The organism is Bacillus sp. EB106-04-02-XG92 (assembly GCF_058791995.1).
Genome location: NZ_JBYTEA010000014.1, coordinates 1 through 18,964 on the forward strand (window position 1 = coordinate 1; position 18,964 = coordinate 18,964).

Below are 18,964 nucleotides of genomic sequence, written 5' to 3' on the forward strand. Positions count from 1 at the left end.
CGCATTTCCTCCTTTAAATTTTTCAATTTCTCTCCAAGTAGAATCAACATATTTATAAGAGTAATTGCTACAAACCCCATTAGTCCCAATAGACTCCTTCAAGCCTTTAATACCATCCCAATTTATTTGTATACCGGCTGCTACAATAAGAATTTCATACTCAAGCAGCAGTCCATCATCTAAAAGTAGCTTATTTTCTTCCGGAAACAACTTAACAACCCTTTTAGGAATCCAAGTTGCCCCTTTTGGAATAAGCACTTCTTGATCACGCATCGTACTTTCCTTTGAAACAATTCCTCCCCCCACTAAACTCCATAGTGGTTGAAAATAATGTTTTTTTGATGGATCAATAATTGCTATATTTTCTTTCAATAAGGGTATATTTCGTAACAAATGTGCAGTAGAAGATATTCCTGCAGTCCCAGCACCAATTACAATAATTTTATAACTATCTCTGGTCTTCATTATCCTCTTCCCATCTAAATTTAATTTTTAAAATAACTAATTCATAACCTTATTTTCATTGTAGTAACATTATTATAAGTTAAAAACACCATCATTTTATCTGACTTAAATGAATTTTTTGTTAATTTTACCATCAATTTTACTTTATGCGTAAATCTCCTATGCTACTTCCATCTTTTATATTTTTCAATACTAGTCTTTATCCAATCTTACTTTTATGCCAGTTTCTCTCTACTCTCAAAGCTATCTTTCTCTTCTTTTTCAAAGAAAACTTCCTTACTTGTAATTGGAATTTAAGAGTTCAAATAGTTTTTCTTAAATGTACAAATTTATTTAATTGGATAGAGGAATTATTATTTAAATACGGGAGGTTTTTATAACGCGCTAGGTATTCATGTAAAAAAATTACTAATTACATGGAAATTAGCTCCGACTCATATTCAATTGAGTGAAATTATTGAGGTTACCGAAGATAATATATGCTGATGTTGAAAAAGGAGAAGTAAACCTTATTATTAAAGTAGAATTATCTATTATTTTCAATGAAATAGCCCTTTTAAATATAATAAATGCATAAGTATTACTGTATTGATTAATTTTAAAAATAACCAGATTTGGATTCTAGTTCTTAAACAATACAAAAAACAACGAAAAAGAACACACTTTATTGTTATACAAGTGTGTTCTTTTTTTCGGTTTTAATAGCTATAATTACTAGCCTATAGTAACTAAATTATTTTACACCGACCTGATTCCAAGCATTTTCTATGGCTTTATACGTTACACTATCATAACCATCATAATCGGCCGCAGATTGTAATAAAGCAGTACGAGCTTGTTTAAAATCGCTAGTTGGAGTCAAATATGTTGTTAACGCACGATAATAGATTTTTTCTGCCTTTTCTTTACCAATAGAATTAATTGTCAAATATGCAGCCTTATTCGGAATACCACTATTTATATGCACTCCACCATTATCTCCCTCTTCAGTTTCCGGAAGATATTGGTAGTTTCTCATATGAGCAGGTTGTCCATATTTCTCAGGATTAGATAAGCTTCGCAATGCGTCTCCAGAAACACCAGGTGTAAATACAGCATCCCCTACATCCCAATTGGTAGGATCAACAAAATAGCCAAACACATCAGAGAAAGATTCATTTAATGCACCTGATTGATTTACGTAACGAAGATCAGCAGAATACTCTGTAACAGCATGAGTTAATTCATGTGCCACAACATCAAGAGAACCAGAAAGCGGAATAAATCTGCGACCATCTCCATCTCCATATATCATTTGCTGACCATTCCAAAATGCGTTATTTACGTTAACCCCATAATTCACAGCAGAGCGAATTGTTTTACCTTTCCCATCAATACTGTTACGATTATGGACATTTTTATAATAATCATAGACTTTTCCTGCATAGTAATGGGCATCAACTGCTGGCCTCTGATCTTTATTTATCCAAGCATTATCCTCATCAAACAAACGATAATTTATTGGATAATCTTCATCACTATGATTTACTGTAAATGTTTCAATGTAGCCGCCATTCATAGGTTTTGTTGTGTCTTTTAAGTAGTATTTTCCCTTTACACTACTAAAAGTTGTATTCAATTCTTTTTTATCACCTAATACCCCATATCCGTAGCCTTTATGAGCACTATCTGCATCTGTAACTGCATTATATGAATCTACAATTGTCCCATCTTCCGCATTAACATAGATGTGCCAGTTAGCACCATAGGGTTTAATAAATTGTAGTTTCACTTTAAACGTTAAATAGTATGTTCCATCTTTTTCGTATACAACTAAATCTGCTGTTTCATTAGTAGACTCTAGGTTTTCTTTTATCTGATCTAATGCATTTCCGTCCATTTTTACTAGCGTATCACTTTTTGTAAGTTTAATATGTTTCCAAGCATTTGAAAGTGCTGTTTCCTTTGTAATTTTTGCTTTTGTATTACCCTTTAAACTCTCCTCTGCAGCTGGATGGACATCTCCATTGACTGTAGTTACTTTACCCTCTTTATCTGTATGTACAATAAATTGTGCACCGTCAACAGGTATTTTATTTATAGATCGTGTATAAACATAATGTTTCATACCTAAATCATCTGATTTCACTTCTTTAAGTGTTAAATCTTTTTGTGGATTTATTTTAAATAATTCTTTATTTTCTTCAAGAAACTCTTTTACCGCTTTTTGAGTCTCTACCTTTTTATCAGATAAATCACCTGAAAGAAATGATGGACTTCCCTGTTCCTCATTCCAATTTTTTTGTAGTACCTCCATTTTATCCATTGCTTCTTGTTGATAGGCTTGTTCTTCTGCAAACGCAGTTGAAAAAGGAGCACATAACATTGTTCCTGCAGCAAGCAATGTAATAACCGTTTTTTTCATTCGTTTTCCCCCTTCAATATGAGTAATTTAAAAGAAATAATTGCAAAATTTAATATACAATTATTTTCGAATTTTTTGTATAAATATGAACAATTGCATATTATTTGTTTATATAATTATCGATATATAAATTCCTTATAGGGGTACCAATCCATTGCAATCAAGCTAAGCTCATACAATGCCAAATTGAACTGTTTTGCAAACAACCATATCAATTAACATTATTTTCCTTAATCCAAAAAAGATGAACACAATTTTCTATACATCATATTTGTTGGTAACTAATGTATTACTGTGACCTAGTTTGACCTAACCTTGACTGAATCCCCTTGTTGTAGTTTTTTATTTTATTATTAATAATTACGGTACATGAAATTATTAATAATAAAATAAAAAAAGCTCCCTTGAAAGGAGCTCCTTACATTACAAAACACTTATGAAATCCTTCTAATAACACTTCTACTTAAGATTTGGAGTATGCTTATAACTCAGCAAGCTCTTTAGATCCTCTCTCTTTGTGGAATTTATCTCAAAACAAATTAACTAGATAATAAAACGTAAAATAATAATGCAGCTGCCTCTTGTCGTTTCATACTTTGTTTTGATAGATAATCTGCTGATCCATCTTCATTATATATAACCTCAGGCCCTACTAAACGATGACCTACAATGTTTTTCACGGATTCTATTGCCCAATCATCAGTTTCTCCCTTTAATGTTGCATCTGCAGATGGCGCACCTAACATTTTTAAATACTGCCAGGTAATCCATGCTGCTTCTTGTCTAGCAATTGCACGGTCTGGATGGAATTGTTCCCCTTCTTTTTCATATAAAATACCAATTTCATATAACTTTTGAATATGTGGTGCATATGGATGATTTTTCACATCAGAAAACACTGGTTCTTTTTTTGAAGGTGGCGTAAAGTAAGCAATTTGAGATAACCAATATGCAAATTCTGCTCGTGTAAGAGAAGATTCTGGAGTGAAATTCCCCTCCTTATTTCCTTGTAATACCTCGTATTGATGTAAAGGATTTATAAACTTAGCATATGGATGATTTTCATCTACGTCTTTAAATCTCTCAGGCTCACTTAGCTTCACCGCTGAACTACCAGAGTTCCAATGTATCATTTCTTTCACGGTACCATCTTTGTGAAGTTTAAACGCCATATAATTCCCTTTTTCATCCTCAAATAGTAAAGGGTCTATTTGTTTTAGCTCCTGTTTACCATATGCTTTATCACTTACATATAATTTTCCTTCACTTATGTTTACATGTGACATTAGGTTTTTTAATCTCAAATCACGGTAAACCCCTTCAAATTTCTTTAATTCTTCTTCATTAGGGTTTAAATATTCAGGCTTTGTTTTATCTGGGAAATAATGATTCATAAAATCATCAAATACTTCAACAGGTAGTGCTGAACTATCTTTATTTGTAACAACAAAAACTCCAATTTTATGCTCTGGAATTAACCACATTAAAGATGAAAAACCTGGGATATTTCCACCTTTACCAAACACATATTGCCCATTATGGCTTTGCGGTGAAAAGAATTCAAACCCATATGTCATATTAGGGTATTTGGGATGTAAAGCAAATTTTGTTTTTTGCATATCTTCTACAGTTTCTTTTTGTAGTATTTGGTTATTTTTAAATTTACCATCATTCAATTGAGCAATCATGAAATTGGCTACATCACTCCCTGTAGAAAACATACTCCCTTGTGGCATATCTGTTGGTCTAGTTTGATAAAATGGGATAACATTACCTTTAGCATCATATCCTGTTGCTAACTTTTCTTTAATAAAATTTGTCATAACAAAACTACTATTATGCATTTCTAAAGGGTAAAAAACATTTTTGGCCATATATTTGTAAAAAGGTGTGTTTGTCAGATTTTGAACAATATACCCTTGAAGCATAGAAGCAAAATTATCATATGTATATGTATCTCCTGGCTTTCTCACTACTGTGGGCATATTATCTTCTACATAATCTTTAAGCATTGTATAATGATTATCTTGATAATGGATGTCCTCTGGTCTAGGATCTACGTAATCAAACCCTGTTGTATGGGTAAGTAAATGCTCCATTGTAACTGGTTCACCCATGTTATTTTGGTACTTTAATCCCCCCATATAATTTACTATATCTTTATTTAAATCAATTTTTCCTTGTTCAACTAACTGCATGACAGCACTAGCAGTAAAAACTTTTGATATTGACGCTAATCGAAAAACTGTTTTTTTAGGATCGATGGGGGTATTCTTTTCTTTATCGGAAAATCCTAACCCCTTTTGAAATAGAATTTGATTATCCTTTACAACGATAAGAGCTACACCAGCTGCATTTTCTTTTTTCATTTTCTCTGGAATTACTTTATTGGTGAATGCTTCTACCTCTTTAGGATTTAATGTTATAGGTGCAACAGTTTCGGCTTTTGAATAATTGCTCCCCAGAAAAAATAACAAAAAACAAACACTTACAGCTACTAACCTTTGAAAACAAATTTTCATTCTTTTATTCCTATTCCCCAAATTAATTCCCCCTTTAATACTAGATTTATTGATTAATCAGCTACCGGTCAATCAACCATATTCTACCATTATGTAGTGATTTTTTCTAATTTTTCTTCTATTCCGTCTTTTTAACTGTTCGTCTGAGGAATTAGTCTATAGTTACCAATAGACAGAAATTTACCAACACGAAGATATATTTATCTTGGTTAGATAAGTTTGGTGATTAATATATATGCAGCACATGAAGTGACAGGTACTGTTAAAGTGGCTGGGCAAACTAAAGATATTAGTAGAAGGGTTTACCGTATGAAAAATATAGATTGGGATTACATCGCTCCACCATCCGTTGATAAAAGCGGAAATTCGAATCTTCAACTAGCTTTAGATGTCGGGGTACCTTTTACAAAAGATAACCACAAAATTGAGTTACATCATTGAACGCAAAAAGAACCTGGAGCAATGGTTGAAATACCAGCCAATAAACATGATGAATTTACTAAAGCATTACATGGTTTAGTAGAATCAGGAGAAAGTTTTAGAAACGACAAATATCTATATAAAACAGTATAATAATTTTAGAAATAACTATAGGAAAATGAGAGCGCGAGAACATTTAGAAGGGAAATAAAAAGATGAATCACAAGATTATTTCAATCATTACCACATATGAAAAAGATGGTGATTTTATGGGAGGGGTAAATGAATGTACAATTCGAGAGGCAGCACAAATGCTAAACATTAAATTCCCAAACAGTTATCATTGGTTTTTAAAACAGTATGGTAGCGGCGGACTGGATGGTATGGATATTCATGGTTGTGAGACAACAGCTGCGGATTTTTCCGTTGTTTACCACACCAAGTTATATAGAGAAACATTTAACCTTCCTGAACAATACATTGTTTTAAATGATATCGATGGTACTGTGACATGTTTAGATACCAATCAAATGAAAGATGGCGAGTGCCCTGTTGTCTTTTTGAGTCGTTTTTCAAAGGAACTGTATGCCATTACTTATGAAAACTTCAACGACTATCTATTAGATTGTTTACAAGAATCTGTAGATAATTTGTATGATGAGGATTAATTAATTATAGAATACTAAGAATCATACTTTATGTAATAATATATATTTATAGGTTTCATATGATTTTATTGTTTTGATTACAAAGAAAAAGCCGATTATCTACCTTAGAGGAAACGGCTTTTTTTCTATGAAAATTTGCTTAGCGTACGAAATGAGCCTTGTTTCAAAACTAGCAAGTGATAAAAAAGTAGGCATGCTAAAGAAGCCTATTAAAACGCGATTTTTTCGCTAGGCAGCTTGTCTATGCTTCACCGTCGTTTTATACACAATCCCTAGAATATCAAAGACGGTCATCTTCTTATATCTATGACATTTACGACCGTTCTTTTTGAGCAGTTGATAAAGGCGATGCAGAATTTTTAAAATTTCTTCTGTGCCAACGGATATCGCTTGAAACAGTAACGGAAAATAATCTTTAATCATATAAATCGCTTTGTATTCACTCAGCTCCTGCTTTTTCTTTTCAAGCAGAAACTGTCGCATTTGAAACATCGTAGAAGAACAGAGGAGAATTCCGATGAGTTGTCCATATAAATGGTACTCTAGGCGTTCTCTTTTTATATTTTTACATTCATCAATTTCAAAGAATGACTTCCACGTTTTAAACAAAATTTCAATCTGCCAACGAAGTGAATATAATGAATGCACGTAGTTCGTCGGTACTTCTTCTAGCGACGTGTTCGTGATATATACATTCATGCCCATTAAACGTTTACTTTTATCCTTCATGACAATGCCTTTCTTCTTTTCACGTATCACTTGGTTTTTCAGACGTGTTTGCGTTTGATTCTCGGTTAAACGATGGATAATGACACGTGCTGGAAGCTTCTGATTTTGGCCAATGTATGCCTCGGAAATTTCCATCGTTTCACCAGGGATTAGACCAGACATCATTTGTGTCATATCAAGCTGGATGTATTCTGTTTGCTTTTTTAACGTACCATTGTTGAAGTATTCTGGTTCAGGGTTCTTGATATAAATGCGTGTATTCAACTTCAACCGCGAGATATAGTAAGCCTCTTTATCATGAATGGTTTGTAAGTCTCCTAAATCGAAGTAACCAAGATCACGTAAACACAAATCGCCCGCCTCTACGGTTTCAAGGCAGATGGTACCGTATGTTTTATCATTATTTTTTCCTGGTCCAAGCTGCACGTTAAGAAATTGACCACTAAGTAAATCATATTCGAATTGGATTTTCACGCCTGCCGTATTACTACCCCCACCTGAACCTTGATAGTCAGTGGCGAAATGGTCAGGCAGTTGAAACACTGTTGCATCTAAAATACGGATACGATTGAAAGTAGAGATCACGTGTGCAGAAAGTGAGTGATTTGAACAGAGTTTTTGTGTGAGAAGAGAAGTAAAGACTTCTCGAAGAAATGCGACAGCTGCTGGATTAAAGCGTTGATTCAGTCCTTCTGGACTCATGAGTGTAGCTGTATTTGCAAAAAGCTGACTACATAATCGAGTAAGAGAATCGCTTGCTACGTGTTGACTAATCCAAATACATAAAGCGGCCAAATCTCGTGCGCCATACTTACTTTTACGTTTTACGAAACCCGTCTCCTGTGCGAGCTGTTGAAGGATACTTGGAGATAGATACCGCTGTAGTTCTTCAGCGAATAAATGAAACTCATCTTGAATCGATAGAGTCATACAAAACGCCATCCTTTCTGTATTTTTCTACAAAAAGAATAGCGTTTTTTTGATTATATGGATACAAATTTATCTTAGCTTGATAGCGATGTGGCGAAACCCCTTCCTGTTCCAGATAAAAAGAAAATCGTTCTACTATATTCACATCCTCACTCCTTTCTATAAATTGTGTTGCGTTAGAATCATAGATTCATAGTTATTATAGCGCCCAATACAACACAATTAATATTGTGGTGTATTAGGTACTAGTTGCATTTTAAAGATTTCATTAATATAAGATATGATGTAGATTTTAATCATTTAATGGAGGAGAAGTTATGGAACGAATCGATGTATACAAAAAGACATGAAAATGGGTAGTAATGCTACTTGGTTGTAAATCACTTCATGATAGATATTTAAAAACAAAGATAGATAATATAGTTTCTTTGAAAGTCCCTATTCTAAACAATTAGGCAGACTAAAAATTTTAGTCTGCCTAATTGTTTTTAAATGGATAATTTATATGTTTATTTATTATATCTTTGAAGAAATGCCGTAACCTTCTCTTTTGCAAACTGAGTACTCAAACTACCTGGGTTTATATCGAATCCATGGTCAACGTCTGGAAGAAGGTAGAATTCATGAGCTACATTTTTTACAGTCAGTTCTTTGTCTAACATTTCACCTTGTTCTACTGGAACTATACGGTCACCTGTTCCTAATAATGTAATGGTCGGTGGTGTGTTGTCTTCAATATAATTGATCGGTGAAAGTAATTTATATCGTTCGGGAAATTGTGAAACAGTGCCTCCAATGTACTCTTTCATAACACCGTGTACATAATTAGTGCTCGGATTATCATTATAAAACATTGTCATATCTGCTGGCCCATACATGTTAATGACAGAGTTAACATGTACTTCTGGAACATTAGTTGAGGCTGGTAACTGTTCTTCCCCCATACTATAAGCAGCCAACATAGCGAGATTTCCTCCTGCCGATTCCCCCATTACATTTATTTTATTCGGATCAATCTGATAGGTATCTGCATTCTGTAATACCCATCCTAGTGCTGATTTGATATCTGCTACTTCATCTTTCCATCCTGCTTGTGGGGGCATACGATATTGTACGTCAAAAACGGTGTATCCTAGGTCATTTAGCCATTGTTTCCAGTGTGGCGCTTCCCCTTTATCACCCGATACCCATCCTCCTCCATGCACTAGTACAACAGCAGGCTTTAATTTGTTTTTTGAAGTCTCTTTGGCTGGCCACACATCCATCTTTAATTCAATACCATCCGTAGTTTTTCCATACACTACATTCTCCATGGGTTTTGTTGATATAGTTTGGCTGTTGAAAAAGTGGGAACTAAGAGAAACAGTGGCGTCTTTACTGTTAGCATAGCTCAACATACTAGTAATTGGCTGTACAGTTAGAAAGATTAATAGTAGTGACAATGGTACTAAAATCACCTGTGCAATTTTGGCTTTTTTCCAAAAAGCTAGTATTAAAAGAACTATTATAAACAATGTTACAATTAATAGAGACACTGGAAATAACGCTGTGGCCCAAGCGAGTGAACTCATTAATTTATCCATATCACTTGGATTCATAATATAGTACGATATTATGCCAATGATAGGGAATGCTACTAATGTTAGGATGGTCAAAATCCATTGTATAATGCCTCTAGGTCTCCAAGATGTTGTATGTTTCATTTTTATTTAACCTCCATATTATTTAGATTTTAAGTATAAAGTATTTTCATCACATTTGCTATTTAAGGGGGTCTCGCCGCATCGCTATCAAGCTAAGAAAAGCAAACACCCCAAAACGAGAAAATTGACATCTTCAGGTGAAAATGCGCAATTTTTATTGTTTTTGGGGCATTATAAAATTCTTAAGTTGATGGGCATGTGGTGCTACCCCTATAATGAAAACACCCATCCTTTATCATTAATAAAATTGGATGGGTGTCTTGTGACGCTTTAATTATTCTATTCTTACTAGGTATTAAGATATCTAAAATGATACCTTAGTTTTTCAATTGCCATTTAAAGTCTATTGACTGTATATATCTTTCTCTATATTCTTTAACAACATTTCCAACCTATCCCTAGTAACTTGATTAAAATGTGGATTTAATTCCTTTATTATGAATTCAAGTAACTCATAGCTTATGTATTCACCCAATTCCAGTGAATATTGTTCAGCCAAAAAAGACTTTAATTTTTTAGAGATATCAATCTTATCCTTTTTACTAATCTTTATCTCCATTCGATAACAAACTCCTCTTAGATTAATCTTAAAAGCTAATTAAAATAACTTTTTATTATTTATGAAAATCTGTTATTTACTACCTTATTTTATATACAATAAGGCATTCTTTTCATAACATTTAATTACCTGAGAACTGGTCAATGTTGCATATCATTTTTATTTTTGAAGTATCTCTGTTTTATATATTACACAGCACAATATATAAAACAAAGCCCAAATACTGAATTTTTAACTTTATCAACCTTTTTAGGGATTGCAATTAAAATTAACTTTTGCACATTATAAAAATTTTTTCTATAAATTTTTCATACTTTCTACCTTTTTGGCACTTTCATTACCGTAAGTTGCAATTTTCCTCATTTTTAAAATAATACACCCTAGACTCAATGCAAAAAGTGAAAATATCCCAAAGGTAACAGTTATAGTATTTAATGATAGACTCCAGCTAATTAAGAAAGATACTAGTGCCCCCCCTAAACTGGCCGATGCGATAAATAAACTAGTCACTTGATCAATATTATTTTCCATAATACGGGAAGCTAAGATTAATGTTATTGGGAATACACCCGCGATGACTAAACCAATAATGAAGATGACAAACAAATACATACCTGTACCTCTAACAAAGGGGAATAGAAATAATAGAATCACTAATGAAAAACAGCTAGATGTAATGTATGTCCAATAATTAAATTTATGAGCTAACTTACCTACAAGTATTCTTCCTATAACTATTGCTAGCCAAAAACAAGATATACTTACTGAACTGATTAATTCATTATTGGTAACAATCATGATTGTAGATAAAAAATTTGCAAGATTAGTTTCTATGCCTGCATATAAGAATGCAAAAAGTGAAATAAAGAATATAACTTTAATCTTTTCACTTTTAAATTTAAGAGTGAATGAGGAAAGGGATGCTCCTCCCTTTTCATTTTTTTGAGGAGAAAAATTTAAAAATTTTGTACGTCCAAACATGTACCAAACAAATAGTGTAAAAATAAAGAATAGTAATATTCCATAAAGAATAAAATACCATTCATAAAATTTTATTATATAATTAACTAGTAACGGAAACCCTAGCGCCCCAACCCCAAACCATACTTCGAGAATGCTAAATTTAGCAGCACTATTCCTTTCTGCTGAAATAATAAAGGAACCCACCGTAGTTTCTAACAAACCTGCTCCATAGCCTAATACAAAGCAAATAACGGCTAAATATGACCATTCTTTAATATATATAAAACCTCCTAGGACGATAGACATAACTAAAACACCTAATGTTATTGTTTTAAAATAATCATACTTTCTTACTAGTATAGGTGAGCTTAGAACACCAAATAAAAAACCCGTAAATTGAAAAAATATTAAAACACCTAATTGATCAGGGGTTCTTCCGTAATATTGTATTAATGAAGGAATTAAACTACCGATACAAACATGTATGATCCCTACAATAAAATAAAACAAGCAACCATAATAAAACATTAACCGCATCTTTCCTCAACTCCAATCCAAAATAAAAACAGGGATTTAAGTAAAAGTTCTAAACCCCTGTTTTTACCATAAAACTAAATAGTTGCTACAGATCGCTCTTTATTACTACTGCTTTTATCAAAAAACATATCCAAAATAACTTGTGAACGAAATCCATCTTCAAATGTTGCTACAGACTTTTTAAGACCACCTTCCGCAGCCTTTGCCCATTCTAAAATTTCACTTCTAAAAGAATCAGACCATTCAAAAATCTCATTTTCTGGATCGACTAGTAAAGGTAATGGTAATGCGATTTCATGTTTTTCCAATCCATCAAAGAGTATATATTTATTTGGCTCTTTAGAAGAATACTTATATTCTTTTTTCGTACCTATTACCTCTATACTAAAACCACAATCATCAGGAAATGAACTTTTAGATGTTGTAATATTAACAAAAACCTTATTTTCCAATTGGCCATAAACCTCAGCATAGTCATCAACAAAAACTGGTTTGCTTTCTTTTTCCTTAACATTTGTTTTGATTTTAGTTCGAACGGTATCCTCTCTAAAATCACTCTCAAATAAAAACCATAGTAAATCTATTAGATGAATTCCCAAATCTCCCAAGGCTCCACTAGTTCTATTACTTTGAAAATCATCTCGCCAAGTAAACGAAGTTCTCCTAAAAGCGCTATTCTTTTTAAAATGCAATCTTATCACTACTATTTCCCCTAATTCTTCATTTTGAATGAGTTGCTTTAAAGCCTTAACATAGGATAAGTAGCGATAGTTAAACCCCATTGAAGCGACTAAATTAGTATTTTTCGCTATTGTCATCATGTACTTTGCTTCTTCACAAGAAATTGCCATAGGCTTTTCACATAACACATGTTTGTTTTTTAATAACGCTTGAACTGCTTGAGATTTATGACAAAAATTCGGGGAAGATATTATTACCCCATCAACTACTTCTAGTAACTCTTCATAGCTATTAAAAACCTTCCCACCAAAATCCCCTACCAATTTATCGGCATTCTCAGAATTAACATCATACACTCCAACTAATTTACAATTATCAATAGTTGATAATGCTCTAGAATGAGCTCTTGCAATACTTCCTGCACCTATAATCCCAATATTCATTATATGAACATCCCCTTTTAATTAATAATGTGCTTTAGAGTATTTAAAATTCCAATCGAGTATTCACCTTGAGCTAGCATTGAGTGTGTTTTTTTGGCCTCTTCTGTTGCATTTTCTACTAAATAGCCATGCCTTACAGCTTGTAGCATCCTTAAATCATTCCCACTATCTCCAAAAGCAATTGCATTTGTTTTATCTAGTTCGTACTTGTCTAAAATAAATTTCACTATCTCATCTTTACCTGTTCCAAGTGGAATAAAATCTACATCATAGCAATTTTCTGGATCACCAGCTAATGGATTACATTTGTTAATATTAACTCCAACTTGGAATATCTCTCCGATTTCTTCTATCTTTTCTAAATTCTTTGCATCAATAAATTCATTTTGCTCTTCATAATAAAAATTAAATTTGTACTTAGAACTTCCTAATTGTGTCTGAGGTCTTAAAAAAATTTCATATTTTGATTCTAGCAATTTAATAATTCTTTCAATCTTCGAAGAATCAAAACCACCCTCTATAATTCTCTCTTCCCAAATTTGATCATCTATAGTAGTCCTATTACTACCAAAGTACGTTATTTCTGTACCTAATCCACTCGCCACAAAATGAGGGAAATACTGTATACCACCCTTTTTCATTTTTTCAACAATTGATTCTAAACTACTTCCCGTTACCCAACCAATTACTAAATCCCCTTTACTTCCTTGTTCATACAAATACTTTTCTAACAATTTCATATTGCTTCTTTTAGAATCATCCATGTTATGAGGATAATAAGTTTCATCAAAATCACAGAACACTACATATTTCGGGTTTTTAACCTGTGGTAGTCTTTCAAAATTTAAAGACTGTAAAACTTCATTACTTATTGACATTGAATAATCCCTCCAGAACGAAATTTTGCTCTTCTAACATCATATTTGGATGTAAAGGTAAATGTAATATTTCTTTATGAACTTGCTCTGTATTGAACATATTGTTTTGCAAATCATTTTCCTTTATCCACTTAGTATTTTGTTTATGAGATAATACCGGATAATAAATATCTGTCTCAATGTTATACAATTGGTACAATTTATTTTTCAACTCGTCTCTTCTCCCATTTTCAACTCTAATCGGAAAAAGGTGCCAGACATTATCTTCTGTCATCATAGGTAGCTTTATTAATCCTCTATCCTCTAAATCCTTTAACTCACGAATATATCGTTGAGCTAAATACACTCTTTTTAAATTGTTGTATGATAAATACTTAATTCTTTCCAAACCAATAGCTGCTTGCAAATTATCAATTTTAGAATTGAATCCAAAGTCTAATACCTTTTTATTTTTTTTATCAATTTCAAATCCATGATAACTATATTGATTGCAACGTATTGCAAGAGTTTCATTATCGGTAACTATTGCACCTGCCTTACCACATACACCAAAATTCTTATATGGATTAAAACTAAGGACAATAATATCTCCATATTCTCCAAGATTTGAAGAACCAATAGCTTGACATGCATCTTCAATAACTCTTAATTGATATATATCCGCGATTTCACGAATTTTTTTCATTTCACATTGTTTACCATACAAATGTACAGGTAAAATGCATTTAGTTTTTGGGGTTATAGCTTCTTCTATTTTAGATGGATCAATACAATAACTCTTCTGGTCTATATCTACAAATATAGGTTTTGCTCCGACCGCTAACACAGCATTTTCAGTAGCAGCAAAACTATTAGCTGGCATAATTACTTCATCTCCAGGCTGAATACCAATAGATAACAATGACACCATAAGGGCATCTGTACCACTACTTGTTGCAATTACAAACTTTTTATTTAAATAACTTCCAATTACTTCTTCTAGCTTTTTTGAGAATGGTCCACTTGTAAATTGACCTGTCGGTAAAACATCTTTTAAAACTCCAATAATTTTTTCAACCTCATCTTGAGAAATCAACCGATTAACTGGCATAAATTCTATTTTCTGTATATTTTTTCTGCTATAATTGAAAATATCTTTTTCTATATCAATATCTATTTTCAATTTGTTTTCCCGAAATAATTTCTCTTTCATCTTGTGATTCGGTAATATATTACTAATTTCAAATTCTTTTTCTTTTGTTTCCCCCTGTAGGCACTTTAATAAAGCTAAATTGTCTTTACTATGTCCAGAAATTGTAGTAAGAGTTTTCACGTTAAATCACCTCTAAGAAATTATTTTGAAAATCATGAGTAGACTATATTTTATGTTATCGATTACATGTCAACATATTTTTTACGGAGGGTTTCTCTATGGTAACAATTAATGAAATAGCTAAATTATGTAATGTATCAAATGCTACGGTTTCAAGAGTTCTAAATAATCATCCTTATGTAAATTCAGAAAAACGTGAGAAAATAATAAAAGTAATGCAAGAATTCAACTATACTCCTAGTGCTATTGCTAGGAATCTTAGGATAAATAAGACACAAACCATTGCTCTATCAATTCCAAATATAGATCATCCCTTTTTCGGAAAATTAGCTAGAGAAATTTCTAAAGAATTATTAAAACACAATTACAAATTACTAATTTATCAGACTTTTTATGAGAAAAAAATAGAACTGGAATTACTTTCATTACTAAAGAATAAAGCTGTAGATGGTGTAATTCTCGCATCCCTAGAAAATAGTTGGGAAAATATAGAACATTATTTAGCATATGGGCCCATAATACTTTGTAATGAGTATGAGGAAAATGCACCTATTCCGATAATTTGTTACGATGAATTTGAAGCTGGATACAAAGCTGTTAAACATTTAATAAGCAAAGGTCATAAAAAAATTGGCTTTTGTTTTGACTCTCTTAATAGTCAAGCACAATTAAAACGCCAACAAGGTTATCTGCATGCCTTAAAAGAAAAACAATTACCATTCAATAAAAATTGGCTATTTGGAGATGCAATTACTATTAATGATGGATTTAAAATTTTTGAGAAGCTAGATAAATTAAAAGATAAACCTACTGCATTATTTACTGGAAATGATCAAGTTGCTGCTGGAGTCATTAAAGGAGCTACTATTAAAGGGTATTCTATTCCAACTGACTTAGCTGTTTGTGGTTATGATAATCAATTAATTTGTACAGTTACAACCCCAACAATTAGTACTATTGATATTCCAATTGTTGAACTGAGTAAACGTACCGTTAACGAGATACTACTATATATAAATACAGATGAATCTATTAAACGAAAAATTATTGAATATCCTACTAACTTAATTATTCGTGAATCTACATAATTAAAATAAAAGTTTCTGCTTAAACTTATATAATAAATATAAATAAAAAGAGGACGTAAATAATAATGTGTCCTCTTTTTATCATTTTAGGCATTAAATTCTAGGTACATTCGACACAAATTGATTATTTTTTATGAATTTTATTGAAAAACATTGTAAAATACCTCCATTTTTCCTTCTATTTTGCTATGATAGTTACAATTTAATAGGACTATGATAATTCTATAGGATGGGGGAATATATAGTGAGTGTTTCAGTAAAGGGCAATGAGCAATTAACCTCTCTATTGAACGACTGGTATCGATCTATGCTATCTCAACAAGTTGTAAAAGCTACTAATCTAAAAAAGAAAATTGATGAAAAAATTAATAAGTTAAGCATTGAGTCAAATCAAGAACGTCAGGATCAAAATTTGTTACTATATTACTCATTACTTGAATTTCGTTACACAGTCTTAACAGATAGTCTCGGTATTCAACAAAATAGTTTTGATGCTATTAGTGATTACGATATGCCTACAGACCATTTTCTACGCTTCTATTATCACTTTTTCAAATCCATTCATTCCACTTTTATATCAAGTTTTACTGAGGCAGAGGAACATTATAAACTGGCAGAAAAGATACTAGTAAACATTCCAGATGAAATTGAACATGCTGAATTTTACTATAGAATTGCTACTTTTTATCATCATACCTATAACATGCTCGCTGCTATCGAATACGCAAATAAATCGAGAGCAATCTTTTCGAAGTATGAAGGTTATGAAGTAAAAACAGCCTTTTGTAATAGTTTGTTAGGGGGTTGCTGTATCTATTTAAAGCAGTACGAACAAGCTGAAGAATATCTGCATTGTGCGATTGAATTACTGCAGAAGAATAGGGAAGAAGATTCCTTGTTATACGTAAAAAGTACTATGGGGTGGCTGTATTCTGATCAAAGTATGTCTACGTTAGCTATTCGTCACCTTTCAGAAGTAACAGAAAAAATCCCTACACACTTCAAAGCTATCTTCCTACAGGCTAAGGAACATTATAAATTAGGAGGACAATTAGCAGCTAGCAAACTCATTGATAAGGGATTACAGATCTGCAGAGGAATTCATAACGAAGAATACACACACCACTTCTCTATTTTAAAAAGATTAAATGAAAATATTCCACTGGAAGAATTAGAAAAAATCATTCAAGAAGGAATCTTATACTTTGAGCAAGAAGAATTATGGGAATATGTTGTCGAATACGCCGAAATATTTGCCGCAAAATGCAGACAATTAGAGAACCACCAAAAGGTAAGTGATTATTTCCATATTTGTTACCAAGCAAGACGAAAATCAATCGAAAAAGGAGTGTTAAAATAATGAAAAAAATCAGCCTATTATTATCGGGTATTGCTTTTATTGGGGTTCTAACGGTGGGAATTTCTCAATTTTCTAAAGCGAATCAGTTTGCTACTCATGGACATTACCCTGCTCCTACATATAGTGTTGGCGATCATGGTGGTGCACCACAATAAACTTAATGTAAGTGTATGTAAAGCCCCTCCATTCGGAGGGGCTTTACATATCAAAATTTATCTCTCACTTATCACTCTGTACACGCTTAAGGAAGGCGAATCTGTTAGGAAAATCTGTTAAATAATAATAGAAATACGCTAACTATTATAACTATCGACTCTTCATATGCAATATTACATGCGAATAGTCTTAAATATTTTGTTATACTATTCATGTGGATTTTTCATCCAAAAATCCTCTTAAACGCATATTTATGTATATGCCACCCTAATTGATGAAAGTGAGAAGAATGTTTATCATTTTTCTCACTTTTTTTATTTAAATTATGTACTTGTACTTATTCTTTAGTTATTTTAAGTAATAAAAGCTCAAAAAGAGAATTCACTTTTCAAATCCAACCTATCGAATCAATTATTGTCTAATAATACCACACCATTTTTATCAACTCATTTTAGAATATTTGAACAATAATTTTATATACAAGCTCTGCATAAATTATTCATTTTCATTTATATAAGGCCTACATTTTTACTTCTTATAAATTATCAAGTATTGAATTATTATACACAAACAAAAAAACACGAAGTATTTTGTAGAATTTTGTCTATCAATATGTATGTACACCCTTATGTAGTGGATATAGACTGTGAGGTGTAAGGAGGTACCTTACAAAATAATGAAAAGGAGATTATAAAATGATTAGATTAACGAAAGTCTCAAAGTTAGCATTTACAACATTAATTGTGGGAAGTAGTTTAAGCGTCTTTGTGTCGTCACACAGTGTACAGGCTGACACCTTAGATCATAATTACCAAGACACTTTAAGATTTATACCACCTTCTAGTGCTAGGCAAACATTGGAACAAAAAAACAATATTGTTCCAGAATCAAGAGTTATTAAAAACCATTATGTAAAATACTCTAAAGCACATTTCCAAACTAAAGAAAGTATACCAAAAGAGATTTATTATTCTTCAGAAGGCTTTAAGGGCTATATACAAGCAAGTACCGTTTGGGATATGGGAGATCATTTCGCAACGCTATATTCCGGAACCGTTATTCGATGTTAGACTTTTAATCCCTTCTCTCCTAATGCTTATAATGATCAATAGCTCACTGCCAATAATATAATATCTATTGTTCAAA

17 protein-coding genes are annotated in these 18,964 nt (G+C 32.1%); 6 read left to right on the top strand and 11 right to left on the bottom strand.

Annotated features, from left to right (window positions below):
- The 3 genes from AC3WVA_RS24600 to AC3WVA_RS24610 all read right to left on the bottom strand — a co-directional run.
- A partial coding sequence (locus tag AC3WVA_RS24600) for an NAD(P)/FAD-dependent oxidoreductase (RefSeq protein WP_492322247.1) occupies positions 1 to 465 on the bottom strand: 465 nt, incomplete at its 3' end.
- A 733-nt stretch (positions 466 to 1,198) separates the two neighbouring features.
- Complete coding sequence (locus AC3WVA_RS24605; RefSeq protein WP_492322248.1) at positions 1,199 to 2,869, bottom strand: M4 family metallopeptidase; 1,671 nt, start codon at positions 2,867 to 2,869, stop codon at positions 1,199 to 1,201.
- Positions 2,870 to 3,408: 539 nt separating this feature from the next.
- The gene (locus tag AC3WVA_RS24610; protein ID WP_492322256.1) at positions 3,409 to 5,391 is read right to left on the bottom strand and encodes a serine hydrolase domain-containing protein; all 1,983 of its coding nucleotides are present in this window, start codon (positions 5,389 to 5,391) and stop codon (positions 3,409 to 3,411) included.
- A gap of 462 nt (positions 5,392 to 5,853) precedes the next feature.
- Here AC3WVA_RS24610 and AC3WVA_RS24615 point away from each other — a divergent pair, with 462 nt between their 5' ends.
- Together AC3WVA_RS24615 and AC3WVA_RS24620 are read left to right on the top strand one after the other, a co-directional pair.
- Positions 5,854 to 5,964 (top strand): hypothetical protein, encoded by a 111-nt coding sequence (locus AC3WVA_RS24615; protein ID WP_492322249.1) that lies wholly within the window; start codon positions 5,854 to 5,856, stop codon positions 5,962 to 5,964.
- A 62-nt stretch (positions 5,965 to 6,026) separates the two neighbouring features.
- A complete protein-coding gene (locus AC3WVA_RS24620) occupies positions 6,027 to 6,479 on the top strand; it encodes an SMI1/KNR4 family protein (RefSeq protein ID WP_098345160.1) in 453 nt (150 codons plus the stop codon).
- A 228-nt stretch (positions 6,480 to 6,707) separates the two neighbouring features.
- Here the strand turns inward: AC3WVA_RS24620 and AC3WVA_RS24625 are convergent, their stop codons facing one another.
- From AC3WVA_RS24625 to AC3WVA_RS24660, 8 genes are all read right to left on the bottom strand, one after another.
- Complete coding sequence (locus AC3WVA_RS24625) at positions 6,708 to 8,138, bottom strand: IS4 family transposase (protein WP_098345161.1); 1,431 nt, start codon at positions 8,136 to 8,138, stop codon at positions 6,708 to 6,710.
- Entirely contained in the window at positions 8,116 to 8,283 is a 168-nt protein-coding gene (locus AC3WVA_RS24630; protein WP_157405722.1) for a hypothetical protein, read from the bottom strand. The genes AC3WVA_RS24625 and AC3WVA_RS24630 overlap by 23 nt, the downstream gene beginning before the upstream one ends.
- A 364-nt stretch (positions 8,284 to 8,647) precedes the next feature.
- A complete protein-coding gene (locus AC3WVA_RS24635; protein ID WP_000683331.1) occupies positions 8,648 to 9,841 on the bottom strand; it encodes an alpha/beta hydrolase fold domain-containing protein in 1,194 nt (397 codons plus the stop codon).
- A 343-nt stretch (positions 9,842 to 10,184) separates the two neighbouring features.
- A complete protein-coding gene (locus AC3WVA_RS24640; protein WP_000403244.1) occupies positions 10,185 to 10,400 on the bottom strand; it encodes a DUF2164 family protein in 216 nt (71 codons plus the stop codon).
- A 297-nt stretch (positions 10,401 to 10,697) separates the two neighbouring features.
- Positions 10,698 to 11,900 (bottom strand): MFS transporter, encoded by a 1,203-nt coding sequence (locus tag AC3WVA_RS24645; RefSeq protein ID WP_098347650.1) that lies wholly within the window; start codon positions 11,898 to 11,900, stop codon positions 10,698 to 10,700.
- A 74-nt stretch (positions 11,901 to 11,974) separates the two neighbouring features.
- The gene (locus AC3WVA_RS24650) at positions 11,975 to 13,024 is read right to left on the bottom strand and encodes a Gfo/Idh/MocA family protein (protein WP_001020529.1); all 1,050 of its coding nucleotides are present in this window, start codon (positions 13,022 to 13,024) and stop codon (positions 11,975 to 11,977) included.
- Positions 13,025 to 13,041: 17 nt separating this feature from the next.
- Entirely contained in the window at positions 13,042 to 13,902 is an 861-nt protein-coding gene (locus AC3WVA_RS24655; RefSeq protein ID WP_000028139.1) for an HAD-IIB family hydrolase, read from the bottom strand.
- On the bottom strand, positions 13,889 to 15,214 hold the full coding sequence (locus AC3WVA_RS24660) for a DegT/DnrJ/EryC1/StrS family aminotransferase (RefSeq protein WP_000855151.1): 1,326 nt from the start codon (positions 15,212 to 15,214) through the stop codon (positions 13,889 to 13,891). The genes AC3WVA_RS24655 and AC3WVA_RS24660 overlap by 14 nt, the downstream gene beginning before the upstream one ends.
- Positions 15,215 to 15,312: 98 nt before the next feature.
- Between AC3WVA_RS24660 and AC3WVA_RS24665 the strand changes: the two genes are divergently transcribed.
- The 4 genes from AC3WVA_RS24665 to AC3WVA_RS24680 all read left to right on the top strand — a co-directional run bounded on the left by AC3WVA_RS24665 (position 15,313) and on the right by AC3WVA_RS24680 (position 18,888).
- Positions 15,313 to 16,302 (top strand): LacI family DNA-binding transcriptional regulator, encoded by a 990-nt coding sequence (locus tag AC3WVA_RS24665; RefSeq protein WP_000256373.1) that lies wholly within the window; start codon positions 15,313 to 15,315, stop codon positions 16,300 to 16,302.
- 244 nt (positions 16,303 to 16,546) lie between these two features.
- Entirely contained in the window at positions 16,547 to 17,662 is a 1,116-nt protein-coding gene (locus AC3WVA_RS24670) for a response regulator aspartate phosphatase (protein ID WP_071759494.1), read from the top strand.
- Entirely contained in the window at positions 17,662 to 17,817 is a 156-nt protein-coding gene (locus AC3WVA_RS24675) for a histidine kinase (RefSeq protein ID WP_048525301.1), read from the top strand. The genes AC3WVA_RS24670 and AC3WVA_RS24675 overlap by 1 nt, the downstream gene beginning before the upstream one ends.
- 696 nt (positions 17,818 to 18,513) lie before the next feature.
- Positions 18,514 to 18,888 (top strand): hypothetical protein, encoded by a 375-nt coding sequence (locus AC3WVA_RS24680; protein WP_000620455.1) that lies wholly within the window; start codon positions 18,514 to 18,516, stop codon positions 18,886 to 18,888.
- Positions 18,889 to 18,964 lie beyond the last annotated feature (76 nt).